The organism is Hominisplanchenecus sp., assembly GCF_046967715.1.
In the GTDB taxonomy this organism is placed as follows: domain Bacteria; phylum Bacillota; class Clostridia; order Lachnospirales; family Lachnospiraceae; genus Hominisplanchenecus; species Hominisplanchenecus faecis.
Genome location: NZ_JBKVNQ010000056.1, coordinates 1 through 17,705 on the forward strand (window position 1 = coordinate 1; position 17,705 = coordinate 17,705).

Here is a 17,705-nt window from a genome sequence, read left to right on the forward strand (position 1 = left end):
CAGCTCCGTATGAATTACCCTATGAGGGAGCAAAAGAGATGTTGTTGGTAGATGAAGTTGATAATAAGGAATTTTTGACAGGCTTGTTTCATGCAATGTATGATGAACTGCCAGCCCCAAAACCGAAAAAGAAGAAATAGACACTTCCAGTTTGTTGAATCTAAAATAAAGGCTGTAAGTAATATTCAGGGAGAAGCATTTTTGGAGGAAATTATGAACATTACAACATATCTTGGAGCAAATGAAGGCAATGATCCGACTTTGTATAAGGCAGTTACAGAACTTGGAGCCTGGATCGGGCAAGGCGGAAACACATTGGTTTACGGTGGATCAAAAGCGGATTGATGGGGACATTAGCGGAGCATTTATCGCATTTCCCGGTGGGACAGGCACTCTTGAGAAAATTGCAGAAGTGATGTCAAAAGTATCGCTGAAGCAGCTGGATGCTCCCTGTATTCTCTATAACCTGAACGGCTACTATAACAGCTTAAAAGAATTATTAAATCATATGATTGAGAAGGGACTGTCCGATCAAGAACGACAGAAAGGTATTTTCTTTGCGGATGATCTTATGCAGATTCAGGAGAAGCTTTCTTTTGTCAAAGCTGATGGTGAAAAATAAGTGAACAAATGGAAAAGGAATAGTAGAAAGGGATACTCTTTCTTTCATACTTAATTAAAAGGCTGTCGCAAGATCATTAAAACAGATGATTGAGCGGCAGTCTCATTTTTTTAGATACGCATTGCAATCCGTTCACCATGTCAGTTTCATTTCGTGTTATAATGTTTTGGAAATGTCGGCTTGGTGAGGTAATAGAAATGGAGAAAAGATATGAAAAATAAAAATCCTCTTGAAATAGAAATGATTTTTTGATGTGAAATGAAATTTAGAGATCAGGGATAAGAAAAATAGTAAAGGAGATCAACCTATGAAAGTATTAATGTTAAACGGAAGTCCACGGAAAGATGGAAATACATCGATCGCACTGGAAGAAATGAAAAAGATCTTTGAAGCAGAAGGGGTAGAAACAGAGATTGTCCGTGTCGGAAATAAAGATGTCAGAGGCTGCATTGCCTGTGGACGCTGTTATGAACTTGGAAAATGTGTTTTTGATGATGTTGTCAATGAACTGGCTCCGAAATTTGAGGCGGCAGATGGTCTTGTGATCGCCAGCCCGGTTTATTACGCTTCCGCCAATGCAACATTGATCGCAGTTCTGGACCGGCTTTTTTACAGTTCTCACTTTGATAAGACTATGAAAGTAGGAGCAAGCGTTGTCTGTGCAAGGCGAGGCGGATGTTCTGCGACCTTTGATGAATTGAATAAATATTTTACTATCTCAAATATGCCGATTGCTTCCAGCCAGTATTGGAATTCAATCCATGGACGGGCACAGGGCGAGGCAGAGATGGACGAAGAAGGAAAACAGACCATGCGTGTACTTGCAAGAAATATGGTATTTCTGATGAAGAGTATCGCCTTAGGAAAAGAGAAGTTTGGCTTGCCGGAAACCGAAGAAAGAGTAGCAACACACTTTATCCGATAGAGAAGAAGATTATTAAAATGACAGGTGTATAAAGTTTGCAAATAAAAGTTGGGGAGGAAAGCAAGATGGCGAAAGATCAGAGATTTGAAAAGGTTTATTCACAGGGAATGCTGGAAACAACAGAAATTTGGGTAGATAAAAAGACCGGTGTAAACTATATATTTCACACCAGTGGAAATGCTGCAGGATTTACACCATTGCTGGACAGCGAAGGGAAACCGGTAGTTTCCTCTGTATGGGATAAATAATTTTCGATATTATATGGGAGATGCCACATGGAAAAGAAAAACATTGCTAATCTAAATGAATTAGAGTTTGTTATATTTTGCATTGAAAATATTGCATTAAAACTAAAGGTGAATGCAGAAGAGGTTTATATTGCACTGACAGAAAAGAGCAGTATTTTGAACGATTATATCGTCCCGGAATACGAAACGCTTCATACACAGAGTAAAGAATATATAGTGGATGATATTATTGAGGTTATGGAAGAACGAGGGGTTAAGATATGAAGGTATACCATGGTTCATGGATGGAGATTGCAGAACCAGATTTAAAACATTCCAGAACAGATGTAGATTTTGGAAAAGGATTTTATACAACTCCGCTTCGCGAGCAGGCCGTTAAATGGTGTGGAAAATTTAAAAGACGTGGTAAGCAAGGAATCGTTACAACATATGAATTTGATGAAAGCACGAGCAGTAGCTTAAAAATTTTAAGTTTTGATTCTTATTCAGAGGAATGGCTGGATTTTATTCTAAAATGCAGAAGAAAACAGGATAGCTCTGATTATGATATTGTAATGGGTGGTGTGGCTAATGATAAAGTATTTAACACGGTCGAATTATATTTTGATCATTTGATTGATAAACAAGAAGCAATCAAAAGGCTTCGTTATGAAAAACCTAATATGCAAATTTGTTTCCGGAGTGAGCGTGCACTGAAACAACTACATTTTGAAGGGAGTTTTGAAGTATGAATGCAAATCCGATTTTACTCCAAAAAAAATATGCAAGAATCGTTGAATTATTTGCCAGCAAAAAGAAAATTTCTATAGATAAGGCATTAGGGATTTTCTATCACTCAGAAGTATATCAGCTAATGCGGGATGGTATTTCGGATATGCATTGTATGAGTGACAGTTATCTGGAAAAAGAATTGGAAATGGAATGTGAGAAAAAATTAGAACAAGCAGAAGATGACGAAAATAAATATTTAAATTTTTATTATGATAGAAAAAATGAATTACCTGACTATCAAAGAGCAATATGCGGTATAGTACGTAATTCTAACCAGTATTTTGAATTGATAGATGATGAAGGTATTGGTATTTGGAAGAGTAATAGCGAAATAAATTTAACGAGTGCTTTATCAAAGAAAAGTAAAAAATATTACAAACATTACAATGGTGAGTTTCCTGATTACCGAATTTGGATTATTGGGACAAAGAAAGAAAATGATACAATTTGGAATTATAGGAATGTCGCCTCATGTTGCAGATGGAGTTTTAACGGAGAAATAAATGCACACATTAGACAATTAATAAAAGAACAAAATAATGAAAAAGGTCGTCGTTATTTTAATTTATGGAATAATAAAGTTAATAAAATTGCCTTTTTTGAGATTTTAATTGATAGATATATTGAGCATTTAAAAAAAACGCAAGAAATTCAAGAGAGTTTTCTTTCTTCTATTATATTACCTACTGGAGAGGTGCAAGATTCAAATATAGTTAAAATACTTAATAAAAATCGCTCAAGTTTTATAGAAGGTAAATTAGCTGCTGAAAATAATATGAAATATGTGAAGGGGGAAGAAAACGGAGGAATATGGTTTCCTTCGGGAGTTGGAATAGATGGGGATATATATAACTACTATTGTAAGAAAACTATCTTTGATGACATGTAATTAAAGTCTGAAAGTTTGTGACAATAAAATGGGATATTTGAGGAGGTGAAAGAATGGATTTCACAGATGAAAAAGATTATATTATGCGAATAATAAAAGAAATGGTAAGAGTATTATTCTCTCTAGTGTTTGGAAAAAAGTATGTTTCTGTTGAAATTGAAAAAGAAAACAAATATGAAGTATATGGTAAAAAACTGCAAAGTTTTCTTGACATGATTGATTCAGGCCAGATTAACGAAGCAGAGAATATTCTTTTAAATAACATTGACTATACAAACAAGGATGAGGTCATGGCGGCAGCTCTTTTTTATCAACATCTTAGTGAAAAAGACAGTGAGTTTTTGGAGAACAATAATTACACAAAAGAAGAAGTGCTTTCTGGGTTCAAACAATTACTTGTGCAGTCAGGATATCAAGATTTGTTTTATATGCTTAAAGATGATGAATAATTTTGGATAGAGAAATGATTTTTTGATGTGAAATGAAATTTAGAAATCAGGGATAAGAAAAAATAGTAAAGGAGATCAGCAGATGAAAGTATTAATGTTAAACGGAAGTCCACGGAAAGATGGAAATACATCGATCGCAGTTCTGGACCGGCTTTTTTACAGTTCTCACTTTGATAAGACCATGAAAGTAGGAGTAAGCGTTGTCTGTGCAAGGCGTGGAGGATGTTCTGCGACTTTTGATGAATTAAATAAATATTTTACTATTTCGAATATGCCGATTGCTTCCAGCCAGTATTGGAATTCAATCCATGGACGGGCACAGGGCGAGGCAGAGATGGACGAAGAAGGAAAACAGACCATGCGTGTACTTGCAAGAAATATGGTATTTCTGATGAAGAGTATCGCCTTAGGAAAAGAGAAGTTTGGCTTGCCGGAAACCGAAGAAAGAGTAGCAACACACTTTATCCGATAGAGAAGAAGATTATTAAAATGACAGGTGTATAAAGTTTGCAAATAAAAGTTGGGGAGGAAAGCAAGATGGCGAAAGATCAGGATTTTGAAAAAGATTTTGTCAGACTGAAAAATGTTTCGAAGATCTACCGGATGGGTGAAGTCGAGATCCGTGCGGTTGACAAGATAGAATTTGCGATCGACAAAGGAGAGTTTGTGGTCGTGGTAGGGCCAAGCGGTGCCGGAAAAACAACGGTGCTGAACATTCTTGGCGGAATGGATACGGTGACTTCAGGGGATGTGCTGGTCGATGGAGAGAATATTGCCAAATATTCCCAGCGAAAGCTGACAGGATATCGCAGGGATGACATTGGATTTGTTTTCCAGTTTTACAATCTGGTGCCGAACCTGACAGCGAAGGAAAATGTAGAGTTGGCACTTCAGATCTGCAAGGAGCCGCTTGATGCGGTGCAGGTATTAAAAGAGGTCGGACTGGGAAACCGTCTCGACAATTTCCCGGCACAGTTGTCCGGTGGTGAGCAGCAGAGAGTTTCCATTGCAAGGGCACTTGCAAAAAATCCAAAGCTTCTGCTCTGCGATGAGCCGACCGGAGCACTGGATTATCAGACCGGCAAAGCGATCCTCAAGCTTTTGCAGGATACCTGCCGGCAGAAAAAAATGACCGTGATCGTCATCACGCACAATTCGGCACTGACGCCGATGGCGGATCGTGTGATCAAGATCAAAAACGGAAAAGTATCGAAAATGTATCTGAACGAAAATCCAGAACCGATAGAAAACATAGAGTGGTGATAGAATGAAAAAACGTGCACTTCGAAAAGAATTTTTTATGGAGATTCGAAAAAGTCTTCCGAGATTTTTATCGATTTTGTTTATCGTGGCACTTGGAACGGCTTTTTATTCCGGTATTCAGTCGTCCTCACCGGATATGCGTTATTCGGGGGATGCTTATTTTGATGCAAAAGAACTCTCAGATATTCAGGTCACAGGCACAATGGGTGTGACGGGGGACGATGTGGAGGCACTGCAGAACTTAAAAGACATTGAAACGGCGGAAGGTGTCTGTCTGAAAGATGTGCTGACAGGGGAAGAAGGACAGCGGAAAGTGCTGCGTATCTTATCAATTCCGGAAAAAAGCAATCTGGTGACGGTAGAAGAAGGCGAGTACCCGACAAAAGAGGACGAATGTCTGATGGATGTTCAGTATGCAGAGCACAACGGCTATCAGATCGGCGATACCTTCCGGATCAGCGAAGAGCTGGAAAAAGATGAGGATGCCACTTTAAAATCGGACACCTTCACGATCACGGGACTTTGCAGCAGCCCGCTCTATATTTCGTTCAGCCGCGGCAGCACCAATGTCGGAAACGGTGAGATTGCAGGATTTGTCTATGTGCCGCAGGAAACATTTACGACCGATTACTATATGCAGATTTATCTGAAGGTGAAAGGTGCAAAAGAGCTGACAGCCTACACGGATGCCTATGATACAACAGTTGCACAGGCAAAAGAACAAGTCGAAAGCATAGAAAAAGAGCGTTGTACCAGGCGTCAGGAAGAAATAAAAGACGAAGCTCAGGAAAAAGTGAGCGATGCCAGAAAAGAGCTGGCGGACAAAAAGGCTGAGGCGGATCAGAAGCTTGCCGATGCGAAAAAAGAGATCGATGATGCAAAGAAGAAACTGAAGGAGGGCAAAACAGAGCTTGCCGATAAAGAGAAAGAATTAAAAGACGGCAAAAAAGAGGTGGCAGAGAAAGAGTGGGAACTTGTCGATGCACAGCAGCAGATCACAGACGGACGCACACAGCTTCAGAGTGCGGAAAATCAGCTGGCGGAAAAAGAGAGTGAATTTCAGAAGCAGAAGGCATCTGCAGAAGAACAGATTTCCACAGGAGAAAAAGAGCTTGCAAATGGTTTGAAGAGCTTACAGAAAAATCAGAAGACGTTTGCACAGCAGAAAGCAGCTTTTGAGCAGCAGAAGCAGACGTATCTGGACGGTGTGGCTCAGTATGAGGAAAATCTTGCCCAGTACGAAAACAGTAAAAAACAGGGCGTTCCGGAAGCAATGCTGACGCAGGCAAAGGCAGAGCTTGATGCAACAAAAACGCAGCTTGATGCAGCCGGGGCACAGATCACAGCCGGGGAAAAGCAGTTAAATGATGCACAGAATCAACTTGATGCGGCACAGAAAAAACTGGATGAAAATCAGGCGAAGATTGATCAGTCAAAACAACAGTTAAAAGACGGTGAAGCACAGTTAAGTGCAGCGAGAAGCCAGTTAAATGAAAAGAAAGCACAGTTAAACGCCTCACAGGCACAGCTTGACGATGGGAAACGGCAGATTGAAGATGCAAAGCAGAAATTAGAAGACGGACAAAAACAGATCGAAGATGCGAAAGCGACGATCGCAAAAAATGAGAAAAAGCTTGCAAAAGGCGAACGTAAATACGAAAAGAAAAAGGCAAAAGCAGAGAAAAAGATTGCAAAAGCGGAAAAGAAGATTGATGACGCACAAAAAGAAGTAGATGATATCAAAGAACCGGAATGGACGGTCGAAGACCGCAGTGATCTGCTGGAGTACACCAATTACGGAGATAATGCCGAACGAATGAAGAGCATCGGGGAAGTGTTCCCTGTTCTTTTCTTTCTGGTGGCAGCCCTGATCAGCCTGACCACGATGACGCGAATGGTCGAAGAAGAGCGTACCCAGATCGGAACGATGAAAGCACTCGGCTACAGCAAAGTGGACATTGCGGCAAAATATCTGCTGTATGCACTGTTTGCGACGGTCGGCGGCAGTGTCCTTGGCGTTCTGGCAGGGGAGAAAATATTACCGTATATTATTATTCGGTCTTATGGTATCATGTATTTACATATGAATACGATATGTATTCCATATAATATGAAATTTGCTCTTATCGCAGCTGGAGCGGCGATCTTCTGTACGATGATCGCGACGCTGGAAGCATGCATACGTGAGCTTCATGCATGGCCGGCCGTTCTGATGCGTCCGCCTGCACCAAAACAGGGCAGACGTGTCTGGATCGAGAAAATTCCGTTTTTGTGGAAACATTTAAGTTTTACCTGGAAATCAACCGTACGCAATCTGTTCCGTTATAAGAAACGATTCTTCATGACAATTATCGGAATCGGCGGCTGTATGGGACTTCTGCTGGTTGGATTCGGACTGCGTGATTCCATTATGGATGTGGCAATTCTGCAGTATCAGGATATTCAGGTTTACGATGGCATGATTGTTCTGGATGCAGATGCAGATCAGAGCGGGCAGGACGAACTGAAACAGGAGCTTGCCGATGACGGAAGTGTGGAAGCGTTTGCAGAAGTATCCATGAAAAAGGTGGAGTTTGCGTCCGCTGACAAAAAACTGGATGTCTATCTGATGGTCGTGCCGGATGATGTGTCGATTGATGAGTTTGTGAAATTCCGCAGCAGAACGACAAAAGAAGCCTATGAGCTTGATGATCAGGGTATGATCCTCACCGAAAAAGCAGGAAAACTGCTTGGCGTTTCGGCAGGAGATTCTGTGGAGATGACAGGAGAACACAGCGGTGTAAAGATTCCGATCAACAGAATATGTGAAAACTATATGTCACATTTTGCATATATGACTGAGAATATGTATCGGAAACTTTACGGAGAAAAACCACAGTACAACAGTATTCTCTACCGTGTGACAGACCGGGATGAGAGCATCGCAGAAAAAGCAGGCGAACGTGCCATGAAATGTGATGCGGCACTGAGTGTCACTTATACGGGCAACACAAAAGAACAGCTTGATAATATGCTGACTGCACTGGATTCCGTGATCGGTGTGCTGATCCTTTCTGCGGGTATGCTGGCATTTGTGGTATTGTACAACCTCAATAACATCAATATCAATGAACGAAAGCGAGAGCTTGCGACCATCAAAGTGCTTGGATTTTATGACAAAGAAGTATCAGCTTACGTTTACCGGGAAAATATTCTGCTGACGATCCTTGGAAGTATTTTCGGAATATTCCTCGGTATTCTGTTGCACCGCTTTATCATTGTGACCGTGGAAGTGGATGTCTGTATGTTCGGACGGAACATCAGCGTGTTCAGTTATGTGATATCCGCCCTGATCACCTATGGATTTTCCATTCTGGTAAACGGTGTGATGTATTTCAAACTGAAAAAGATCGATATGGTAGAGTCACTGAAAAGTGTAGAGTAAAAGATAAAAACAAAAAAGAAGGAGAATAGAAGGATGTATTTGCCGGAGGCATTTCAGAAAAAAATGAAAGCAATTTTGGGTGAGGAGTATGATGATTTTCTGGCTGGATTTGAAAAACCGCGTCATTATGGCCTGCGGGTGAATACAGCAAAGATCACCGTAGAAGAATTTAAAGAACTGGTGCCTTTTCATCTGACACAGATTCCGTGGGTGGAAAATGGATTTTATTATGAAGAGGAAGATGCACCGACCAGACACCCGTACTATTATGCAGGGCTTTATTATATTCAGGAGCCGAGTGCGATGACGACTGCCTCAAGACTTCCGGTAGGTCCGGGGGAGCGTGTACTGGATCTCTGTGCGGCTCCGGGCGGCAAAGCCACGGAACTGGGGGCAAAACTGTTTGGGGAAGGACTTCTGGTGGCAAATGACATCAGTGCTTCGAGGGTGAAAGCACTTCTGAAAAACATTGAAGTGATGGGGATTCCGAATTCCTTTCTTTTAAATGAAGTGCCGGCAAAGATCGCCGAACAGTTTCCGGCATATTTTGACAAAATCCTGGTGGATGCCCCGTGTTCCGGGGAAGGCATGTTCCGCAAAAATCCGGAGGCGGCACGCGTCTGGAGTGAAGAAAAACCGCCGGAATGTGCAAAAATGCAGAGAGAGATCGTAAAACAGGCGATCTCCATGCTGAAACCGGGCGGCATGATGATCTATTCGACCTGTACCTTTTCACCGGAAGAGAATGAGCAGATCATCGCATGGGTGCTGCGTGAATTTCCCGAAATGCAGCTGATCCCGATGAAAGGATACGAGGGATTTTCCGAGGGAAGACCGGATCTTGCAGACGGCAATCCGGAACTGAAAAAATGTGTACGTATCTGGCCGCATCATATGGACGGCGAGGGACATTTTGTGGCTCTGATGCAGAAGAGCCGGACACCGGAAATGGATGATGTTTCACCAGAAAAATCATCCGCATATATTTCGGAAGCAGACGAAGAGCCATCGGAGCATGATGATGTAAAAAAGAAAAAGAAAAAAGCAAAAAAAGGACGAAAAGATCAGAAGGAAAGAAATGAGGCGGCAGGATGCACCAGACAGGAACGGGCCGTTCTGGAGAGCTTTTTTGCCGATGTAAAGGCAGAAGTTGACTGGAAACGCATCGAGGTGCGAAAAGGGTTTGCCTATTACCTCCCGGAAGGTGTGGAAGGTAAAAAAAATCTGGTCTTTGTGCGAAACGGACTCTATCTTGGGGAGATACGAAAAGACCGCTTCGAGCCGTCACAGGCATTTGCGATGGTATTACAGAAAAAAGAATTTGCCTCCAGTATTGATTTTTCGGCAAAGGATGAGCGAGTGATCCGCTATCTGAAAGGGGAAACGGTGGATGTCTCGGATCTGGAGTGTGGAAAAGAGAAAGGCTGGCAGCTGGTCTGTGTGGATGGTTACCCGCTCGGCTGGGGAAAACTGGTGAATGGGACGTTGAAAAATAAATATCTTTCAGGTTGGAGAATGAAAGTGAATGGATAGCTAAAAGGAGAGGTGAAAGAAAGTGAACTACAGGGTTGTGTTGGCAGATGATGAACCTGAGGTTTTGCGGAGCATACAGAGAACGCTGGACTGGGAAAAGTACGGATTCTCGGTAGTCGGAGCATTCTTAAATGGACTGGATGTACTGGAATTTTTGGAAAATCACGATGTAGATATCGTGTTTACCGATATCCGGATGCCCTTTATGGACGGAATCGAACTGATGCATAAGATCAAAGAAAAATATCCATACATAAAGCTGGTGATTATTTCCGGGTATGATGATTTCCAGTATGCAAAAGAAGCACTGATCCATGGCGTTTTGGATTATATTCTAAAGCCGATCAATGCCAGGGAAATGTCAGAAGTTCTTCAGAAAGTCAAAGACAAAATGGATACCGAGCTGGAAGAAAAGCAGAGCATCCAGAAGCTTCGAAACCTGTATCTGGAAAATCAGCCGATCATAAGGGAAAATTTCCTGAACCGGCTGGTAGTTGGAAATATCAAGGCAAAAGCACTTCAGGAAGAAAAAAAGACAGGGCTGATCCGCATGGGAGAATATAAATACTGGGCAACGGCACTGGCACAGATTTATCAGATCGAACAGAAAGACCATGGAGAAACCATGGACAGCCAGCTGGCATCCATCTACATCCGCAATCTGATCCGAAATTCCATATCGGATGATATTTATTATGAAGCTTTTTACAATCCGCTCGGGGAATGTATTCTGTTTGGTATGAATGAACCGGAAGAAATGGAAAAGATTCTTTTAAAGCTCAATGACATTGCAAAAGAGAGCAAACGTGTGATGAAGATCAAGGCAGCGATCGGTGTCGGAAAGATCAAAGATGAGCTGATTAAAGTGAAAGAATCTTTTGAAGAAGCCAAAGAAGCACTCTCCTACCGCAAAATGTCGCAGGACGGAGATGTCATTTATATGGAAGATATTGACAAATCCGAGCAGGTGATCCTGTTGTTTGATGAGAAAGCACAGGACAAGCTGTTCACGGCAGTAAAATTCGGAAAAGAAGAAGATATTCATGCCGTGATCAGAAAAATGAAAGAATATCTGATCAAAGCCGATATGAGCAGCAGCAGTTATCAGGCGTACAGCATGAGCGTCATCAATGCACTTCTTGTTTTTGCAAGACAGCAGGACCTTGAGATTGAAGAAGTCTTTGACGGGATTCCGAATTATCTGGAGATCATGCAGAAGTATGCCAGTGCGGATACGTTCATGGAATGGCTGGAAGAACAGTGCATCCGCTTAAATGCCAACCAGGGGCGGGAACGTGAGAACAAAGCGAAAGGTATCATTGAAGAGGCAAAACAGAAAATCCAGGAAGAGTTCGGAGATCCGGATATCGGACTGGAAAAGATTGCTGCTGAAGTCGGACTGACACAGACCTATTTTTCCAGCCTGTTCAAAAAAGAGACCGGCATGAGTTTCGTAGAGTATCTGACGGACACCAGAATGAAAGAAGCCATGCGGCTTTTAAAAGAGACAAATGAAAAAATCTATGTAGTTGCCCAGAAAGTGGGCTATCTGGAATCCGGATATTTCAGCCATGTATTTAAGAAAAAATATGGAATGTCCCCGATCCAGTGCCGCAGACAGGGGCAATAGATGGGAGGTTGTATGTGGGGGAAAATCAGACAGGACTTTCGGAAGTTTCTGCCGAAACAGAGTATGCAGAATATTCTGTATGTGATCATTCTGACGCTGACGCTGCTTGTCGCTGTCTTTGTAGGATTTTTTGTCTCAAAGTCTCAGCAGGAAAAGCAGGCACAGATCATCGTTCAGGATAATCAGGAGCTGTCAGAACAGATCAACGTATCTATGTCACAGTATCTGCACAGTATGATGCGTCTGTCAGATACACTTTATTATAATATTATCAAGGGAAACGACAGCGGACAGATGAAACAGATGTTTCAGGCGATGTATGACGGCTACAAAGATTATGTGGAGAGCATTGCCCTGTTTCAGGAGGATGGGACACTTTTGCAGGTCATGCCGGCACTGTCATCTGCCTCTTCCTCAGATGTTATGCAGGAAGAATGGTTTTCCAGTGCACTTGAGCGAAGTGAGAACATTCATTTTTTCAGACCGCAGATACAGGACTGCTTTGAACATAACAGCAGTTTTCCGTGGGTGATCCCGATGAGCCGTTTTGTGCAGATCACGCACGGAAATCAGGTGCTGAGCGGAGTGCTGCTCATCAATATAAAATACAGTGCATTATCTGAAGTTTTCAGGAACTCAACAGATGATATGAACCAGTATTCTTTTCTGATGGATTCAAACGGAGAACTGATCTACCATCCCAGGCACGCCCTTGTAAACAGTGGGATTATAGAAAAACCGCCAGAAACACTGGCTGAATATCAGGATGGATTCTATGAAACAGAAATCGGGAAAGAGCAGGTGTTCTGCAGTGTCAAGACGGTGGGATACACCGGATGGAAGATCATTCGTGTGATCGGGAAAGAAGAACTTAGAAGTTATGGGATCAAAAGTACTTTTTTTGTGCTGGCGGTCATCTGCCAGGTACTTCTGTTTTTCCAGGTTGTCGGATCGTATATTTCAATGGTGCTGACAAGACCGATCTGCAACCTGGAGGAAGATGTCCAACGAATTTCAGCCGGAGAGCTGGATATCAAAGTCCATACTGCCGGAAGTTTTGAAGTGTATCATCTGGGACGCTCTATTCAGAAGATGGCAGTCAGGATCAAAAAACTGATGCGGGAAGTGATCCAGGAACAGGAAGCCAAAAGAAAGAGTGAACTGGACAGCCTTCAGGCACAGATCACGCCGCATTTTCTTTATAATACGCTGGACATTGTAGTGTGGATGATCGAGGAAAACCGAAAAGAAGATGCCGCAGGCATGGTTACGGCACTGGCAAGATTTCTGCGTATCAGCCTCAGCAAAGGAAAAAATATCATCACGGTAGCAGATGAACTGGAACATGCAAGGAATTATCTGATGATCCAGTCACTTCGTGCAAAAGATCAGTTTACGTACCGGATTGAAAAAGATCCCGGCACAGAATGTTTTCAGGTTATCAAACTGATCGTTCAGCCAATTGTGGAAAATGCACTTTATCACGGACTGGAAGGGATGTACGGCGATGGTGAGATCGTGATTCATGCCTATACAAAAGACGGGGATCTCTACATTTCTGTGAAAGACAACGGTATGGGGATGTCAAAAGAACAGGCAGAGGCACTTCTGGATTACACGAAAGAATTAAAGACGGCAAAAGGAAACGGCATTGGTGTACGAAATGTACACGAGAGGATTCAGCTGCACTTTGGAAAAGAATACGGGGTACAGATCATTTCAGAGGAAGATGAGGGAACAGAAATCCTGCTGCATCTTCCGGCAATTATGTATGGAGAAAAGAAAGAATGAGAAGGGCAAAGAAAATCGGTATTGTGTGCGTGGGGATTCTGATGATTGTTTTTATGTTTCTCTCGTATTCAAATTTGTTTGGAGGAGAGACGGAAAGAGATATCACAAAAATTTCTGTGATCGGGATCAAGAGAAAAAACAGTCAGGTAGAAGATTTTAAAAGAGGTATTGAGGAAGCAGCAAATGCAAAGCGTGTGGATGTCGAGTATCTGGAGTTAGAGGAAGATTATGACACGATCAAAGAGTACATAGACCGTGAGATCAAAAACGGCTCTCAGGCATTGATCGTGTTTTCAGAAAAAGAAGAACAGATTCTCTCTTATCTGCAGTCAGAAAAGAAGAAAATCCCGCTGATCCTGGTGAATCCGGGCGGAACAGAAGAAAAAACGATCCGTGTCTGGTTTGATGTGCAGGATATGGCAGAATGTCTGGCAGAAAAAATCCATCAGAAGCGTCAGGAAGAAGAGCCGGTGGTATATTTAACGGATGAGAAAGAAATGTCGGAGCGAATGTGGACAATCTTTCAGGAAACATTTCAGAAGCAGGGGATTGCAATCGAGAAAAAGAAAATGACACTTCCAAATCTTGCAAAATATCGGGATCAAAAGCAGCAGGCTGTGTTTATCTGCAGTTCTCCAAAGATCACGGAAGAGGCATCAGACTATCTGAAAAACAAAAACCAGGTCATTTATGGAATCGGTTATTCCGATGAGGTATTGCAGGGGATCCGGGAAGGGAAAGTGGAAGGCGTTATGGCATACAGCATGTATTCTTTCGGGATTTATGCAGTGAAGTCTGCTATTTACTCCATAGAAGGAAAGAAAGTGGATCATCTCACAAAGACAAAATGCGAGTGGATCACGCAGGACAATATAAAAGAAAAGTATGATTTTCTGTTTCCAATTTATTGATAAAATCGCAGGAGTTAATGTCCGCTTTACAAGGTGGAAGAAGGAGGCAAAAACAAATGGGGTCAAAAAAGGAACTGCAGGCAGCCATCGCAGTACTTGGTCTGTGCATGCTGGTCTTTGGATGTACAAAGACAGCGGAGAGTGAGAACAGCAAAAAGCAGGTCAAGATCGGGGTGGCTGTATACAACGAAGAAGATGTTTATGTCAGCAAGATCTGCGGTTATCTCGAGGATGAGATTTTCCAGTACGAAAAAGACCATCCAGGCGTGGAGATCCGCAAAAAGATCGCCGATGCAAGGGGCAGTCAGCAGGAGCAGAACGACCAGATCGATCAGTTCATCAGTCTGGACTATGATCTTCTGCTGGTCAATATCGTGGATCGCACCAATGCGGCTGTGATCATCGACAAAGCGACGCAGGCGGACATTCCGGTTGTGTTTTTCAACAGAGAGCCGGTGCGGGAAGACATTTTCCGGAGTGATCAGATTTATTATGAAGGATCGGATGCAAAACAGTCTGCTATTTTGCAGGCGGATGTAATTGCAGATGCACTGGAAAAAGACCGCAGTAAAATCGACCGGAACGGTGACAGCGTCATACAGTTCGCCATGCTGGAAGGAGAGTCCGGTCATCAGGACACGCTGATCCGTTCAGAGTGGGTGCTGAAAGAGCTGGAAAACAAAAAAATCCCGATGCAGCAGATCGCAGGCAGCACCGGAAACTGGGAAAAAAATCAGGCGAACGTGATCGTACGGCAGTGGATGAAAGAGTATCCGAACCAGATTGAAGTGATCATCAGCAATAATGATGACATGGCACTGGGAGCCTGGGAAGCACTCGAAGAAAAAGGATGCACCGAAGTGCAGGTGGTCGGAATCGACGGAATCGAAGAAGTACGCGAACTGGTGGATGAAGATAAGATCCTCGGAAGTGTTCTGTGTGATACAAAACTGCATGCAAAAGCACTGATGCAGTTCATAGATGTGCTGGCTTTTCATAACGGCAGTGTAGAGAAACTGAACCTTGAAAATGAAAGATATTATATGATTCCTCTTACAAAAGTGGAAAAATAGAAAAAAGTTAGAAAAAATCTAAAAAAATTTCAACCAAATCTAATAAAAATCTATGGAAATTTACCGAGAAATCAGATAAAATAGATTCACTAAGGCACAGAAAGGAATCGAAATCAAAAAGGAGGTAAAAAGAATGAAGAAAAGTAAGATTTTTTCTGTAGTATTGGCGATGTTTTTGATTCTGACACTGAACGTTGGAGCTGTGAGGGCAGCAGATACCGCCAGAATTTATCTGGATGCCGTTCAGGCAAAGAGTGGTATCGTGACCGTTTCCTGTAAAGCAGAGAACGTGGGCAAGATCAGCAACGGAAAATTAAGGATTACATACGCAGCCGACAAACTGCATCTGGTAAAGACAGAGGCAGGAGATGGACTGAAAAAAGGTAATTTCCAGACGGTTATCAACGATCCGATCGACGGAAACAAAGCAGAAGGTGAGATCGTGTTTGTATTTGCTTCTTCCAGAGAGCAGGAAGTCAGCGGCAATCTGGTGACCATGACATTCTCCGCAAGTGAGAAACTTGATCTCAAAGATACAGGTCTGAACCTGAAAGCAGAAGAGTGGAACAAAACAAGCGGATCGGATATTAATGTCAGCATCAAAGATCTTCAGTACAGAAGCGAAGTGATCGACAAGATTGAGCCGACACCAACACCGGAAAAGAAGATCAGCCTGAATGATACACAGATCGCCGAAATCGAAGATCAGACTTACACAGGAAGAGCCGTTCGTCCGGGTGTGACGATCCAGTATCAGGGAAAAACACTGACAGAAGCCAAAGATTATGCACTGACTTACAAAAAGAATAAAAAGATCGGAAAAGCAAGCGTTACGATCAAAGGTATCGGAGAATACGAAGGAAGCAAGACGATGACCTTCTACATAGCACCGAGACCGCCAAGGATCAAAAAAGCAGTTTCAGATTCCAGAAAGAAAGTATCCCTTCGCTGGTCCAAAAAGAAACAGGCAGACGGCTACCAGATCAAGATCGCACGCGACAAACAGTTTACCAGGAAAGTAAAGACCGTCAACATCAAGAAAAACACAAAAGTGAAAAAGACAGTCAAGGTAAAAGGAAAGGGCAGAGCAAAATATTATGTAAGAATCCGTTCCTACAAGATCATTGACGGTAAGAAACATTACGGAAAATTCGGCTATAAAAAAGCTGTCCGTATAAAATAATGCAGTCCAGAGGAGGCAAAACAAACCATGAAAAAAGTATTATGTGCGATGATGCTGTTTGCAGCAGCAATCCTGTGCCTGCATCAGAATGTATTCGCAGCTGAGGGGGCAACCGTAACGGTAAACGGTGACACACTTCAGGCAGGAAGTGATGCGTGGAAAGTTACCCTTGATATCAGCGGCGATACGAAAATTACAAACGGCAAGATCCGTGTGACGTATGACAGCTCACAGCTGAAGCTGGTATCAACGGAAGCAGGCTCCATGATGAATGGCGTTCTGACCGACATCAACGATCCGGTCAGTGGCAATAAATCCGAAGGAGAAGCAGTGTTTGTATTTGCATCCTCTACAGAACTGGATACAAACGGAACACTTTTTGAAATGACTTTCCAGGTACAGGATTCGCTTAAAGACGGTGACAGCGTAACGGTTTCCGCAAAAACGGAAGAACTGCAGAATAACAATGCAGCCGTTGCCGTGACCGATGTACCGCTGAACGCAGCGGTGGGAAGCAAGAGTAACAATAACGGAAACAACAATGGCGGAAATGATTCCTCCACAGAACCACAGACCGAGACAGCATCCAATAATGGAAACAACGGAAACGGAAGTGGATCGGATAACCAGGGCGGCTCCGGTATCCAGACCGAGGCACCTTCTGGAAACAGCAATACCTCCGGTGGCAGCAGCACCTCAGGCGGAACATCTTCCGGAAGCAGCAGTACTGCGGGAACCCAGAGCGGAAGCAGCACGGTTACATCCGCAAAAACAGGAGATAACACCAATGTTTTAAGACCACTTATCATCGCAGTGATCGCACTGATCGTGCTGATTGGCGGATATGTATGGTCCAGAAAGAAAAAGAAATAAAAGCCAATACGAAATTTTTAAGACAGGAAGTGCACTTGCATCGAGAGACAGATGTGAGTGCATTTTTTGTCTTAGTGGGAGTGCAATATACCTGCGATGTACCGGAAGTGCGAACAGATA

The 17,705-nt window shown here is 42.7% G+C and carries 16 protein-coding genes and 3 pseudogenes; all 19 read left to right on the plus strand.

Annotated features, from left to right (window positions below; genetic code table 11):
* Positions 1-140 (plus strand): annotated as a pseudogene (locus tag ACLTL4_RS08765) (competence protein TfoX); the annotation flags it as partial.
* A gap of 73 nt (positions 141-213) precedes the next feature.
* Positions 214-345, plus strand: coding sequence for a hypothetical protein (locus ACLTL4_RS08770; protein ID WP_330590014.1), 132 nt, complete (start codon positions 214-216; stop codon positions 343-345).
* On the plus strand, positions 326-622 hold the full coding sequence (locus ACLTL4_RS08775) for an LOG family protein (RefSeq protein ID WP_346727716.1): 297 nt from the start codon (positions 326-328) through the stop codon (positions 620-622). Before ACLTL4_RS08770 ends, ACLTL4_RS08775 begins: the two co-directional genes overlap by 20 nt.
* 307 nt (positions 623-929) lie before the next feature.
* Positions 930-1,547 carry a flavodoxin family protein gene (locus ACLTL4_RS08780; protein ID WP_022117955.1) on the plus strand — a complete coding sequence of 206 codons (618 nt, stop codon included), beginning with the start codon at positions 930-932 and terminating at the stop codon, positions 1,545-1,547.
* Between the two features lie 65 nt (positions 1,548-1,612).
* Entirely contained in the window at positions 1,613-1,795 is a 183-nt protein-coding gene (locus ACLTL4_RS08785) for a DUF6440 family protein (RefSeq protein ID WP_022117954.1), read from the plus strand.
* A gap of 27 nt (positions 1,796-1,822) precedes the next feature.
* Positions 1,823-2,059 (plus strand): DUF3791 domain-containing protein, encoded by a 237-nt coding sequence (locus ACLTL4_RS08790; protein WP_176813485.1) that lies wholly within the window; start codon positions 1,823-1,825, stop codon positions 2,057-2,059.
* Positions 2,056-2,526: a DUF3990 domain-containing protein gene (locus tag ACLTL4_RS08795; RefSeq protein WP_022117952.1), complete on the plus strand. Its 471-nt coding sequence runs from the start codon at positions 2,056-2,058 to the stop codon at positions 2,524-2,526. The genes ACLTL4_RS08790 and ACLTL4_RS08795 overlap by 4 nt, the downstream gene beginning before the upstream one ends.
* Positions 2,523-2,717 (plus strand): annotated as a pseudogene (locus ACLTL4_RS08800) (DUF3791 domain-containing protein); the annotation flags it as partial. The gene ACLTL4_RS08795 and the pseudogene ACLTL4_RS08800, both read left to right, overlap by 4 nt.
* A gap of 791 nt (positions 2,718-3,508) precedes the next feature.
* On the plus strand, positions 3,509-3,904 hold the full coding sequence (locus ACLTL4_RS08805; RefSeq protein ID WP_412320420.1) for a DUF6483 family protein: 396 nt from the start codon (positions 3,509-3,511) through the stop codon (positions 3,902-3,904).
* A gap of 127 nt (positions 3,905-4,031) precedes the next feature.
* Positions 4,032-4,376 (plus strand): annotated as a pseudogene (locus tag ACLTL4_RS08810) (flavodoxin family protein); the annotation flags it as partial.
* A 65-nt stretch (positions 4,377-4,441) separates the two neighbouring features.
* A complete protein-coding gene (locus tag ACLTL4_RS08815) occupies positions 4,442-5,167 on the plus strand; it encodes an ABC transporter ATP-binding protein (protein ID WP_147632923.1) in 726 nt (241 codons plus the stop codon).
* Between the two features lie 4 nt (positions 5,168-5,171).
* Positions 5,172-8,591: an FtsX-like permease family protein gene (locus ACLTL4_RS08820; RefSeq protein ID WP_412320421.1), complete on the plus strand. Its 3,420-nt coding sequence runs from the start codon at positions 5,172-5,174 to the stop codon at positions 8,589-8,591.
* A gap of 33 nt (positions 8,592-8,624) precedes the next feature.
* Positions 8,625-10,124 carry an RsmB/NOP family class I SAM-dependent RNA methyltransferase gene (locus ACLTL4_RS08825; protein ID WP_412320422.1) on the plus strand — a complete coding sequence of 500 codons (1,500 nt, stop codon included), beginning with the start codon at positions 8,625-8,627 and terminating at the stop codon, positions 10,122-10,124.
* A 22-nt stretch (positions 10,125-10,146) separates the two neighbouring features.
* Positions 10,147-11,754, plus strand: coding sequence for a response regulator (locus tag ACLTL4_RS08830; protein ID WP_412320423.1), 1,608 nt, complete (start codon positions 10,147-10,149; stop codon positions 11,752-11,754).
* Between the two features lie 12 nt (positions 11,755-11,766).
* Positions 11,767-13,545, plus strand: coding sequence for a sensor histidine kinase (locus ACLTL4_RS08835; RefSeq protein WP_412320424.1), 1,779 nt, complete (start codon positions 11,767-11,769; stop codon positions 13,543-13,545).
* Positions 13,542-14,456, plus strand: coding sequence for a sugar ABC transporter substrate-binding protein (locus ACLTL4_RS08840; RefSeq protein WP_412320425.1), 915 nt, complete (start codon positions 13,542-13,544; stop codon positions 14,454-14,456). Before ACLTL4_RS08835 ends, ACLTL4_RS08840 begins: the two co-directional genes overlap by 4 nt.
* Before the next feature lie 56 nt (positions 14,457-14,512).
* On the plus strand, positions 14,513-15,529 hold the full coding sequence (locus ACLTL4_RS08845; protein ID WP_412320426.1) for a galactose ABC transporter substrate-binding protein: 1,017 nt from the start codon (positions 14,513-14,515) through the stop codon (positions 15,527-15,529).
* A 133-nt stretch (positions 15,530-15,662) separates the two neighbouring features.
* Positions 15,663-16,712 carry a hypothetical protein gene (locus ACLTL4_RS08850; RefSeq protein WP_412320427.1) on the plus strand — a complete coding sequence of 350 codons (1,050 nt, stop codon included), beginning with the start codon at positions 15,663-15,665 and terminating at the stop codon, positions 16,710-16,712.
* 27 nt (positions 16,713-16,739) lie between these two features.
* Positions 16,740-17,585 carry a cohesin domain-containing protein gene (locus tag ACLTL4_RS08855; RefSeq protein ID WP_412320428.1) on the plus strand — a complete coding sequence of 282 codons (846 nt, stop codon included), beginning with the start codon at positions 16,740-16,742 and terminating at the stop codon, positions 17,583-17,585.
* Positions 17,586-17,705: the final 120 nt, after the last annotated feature.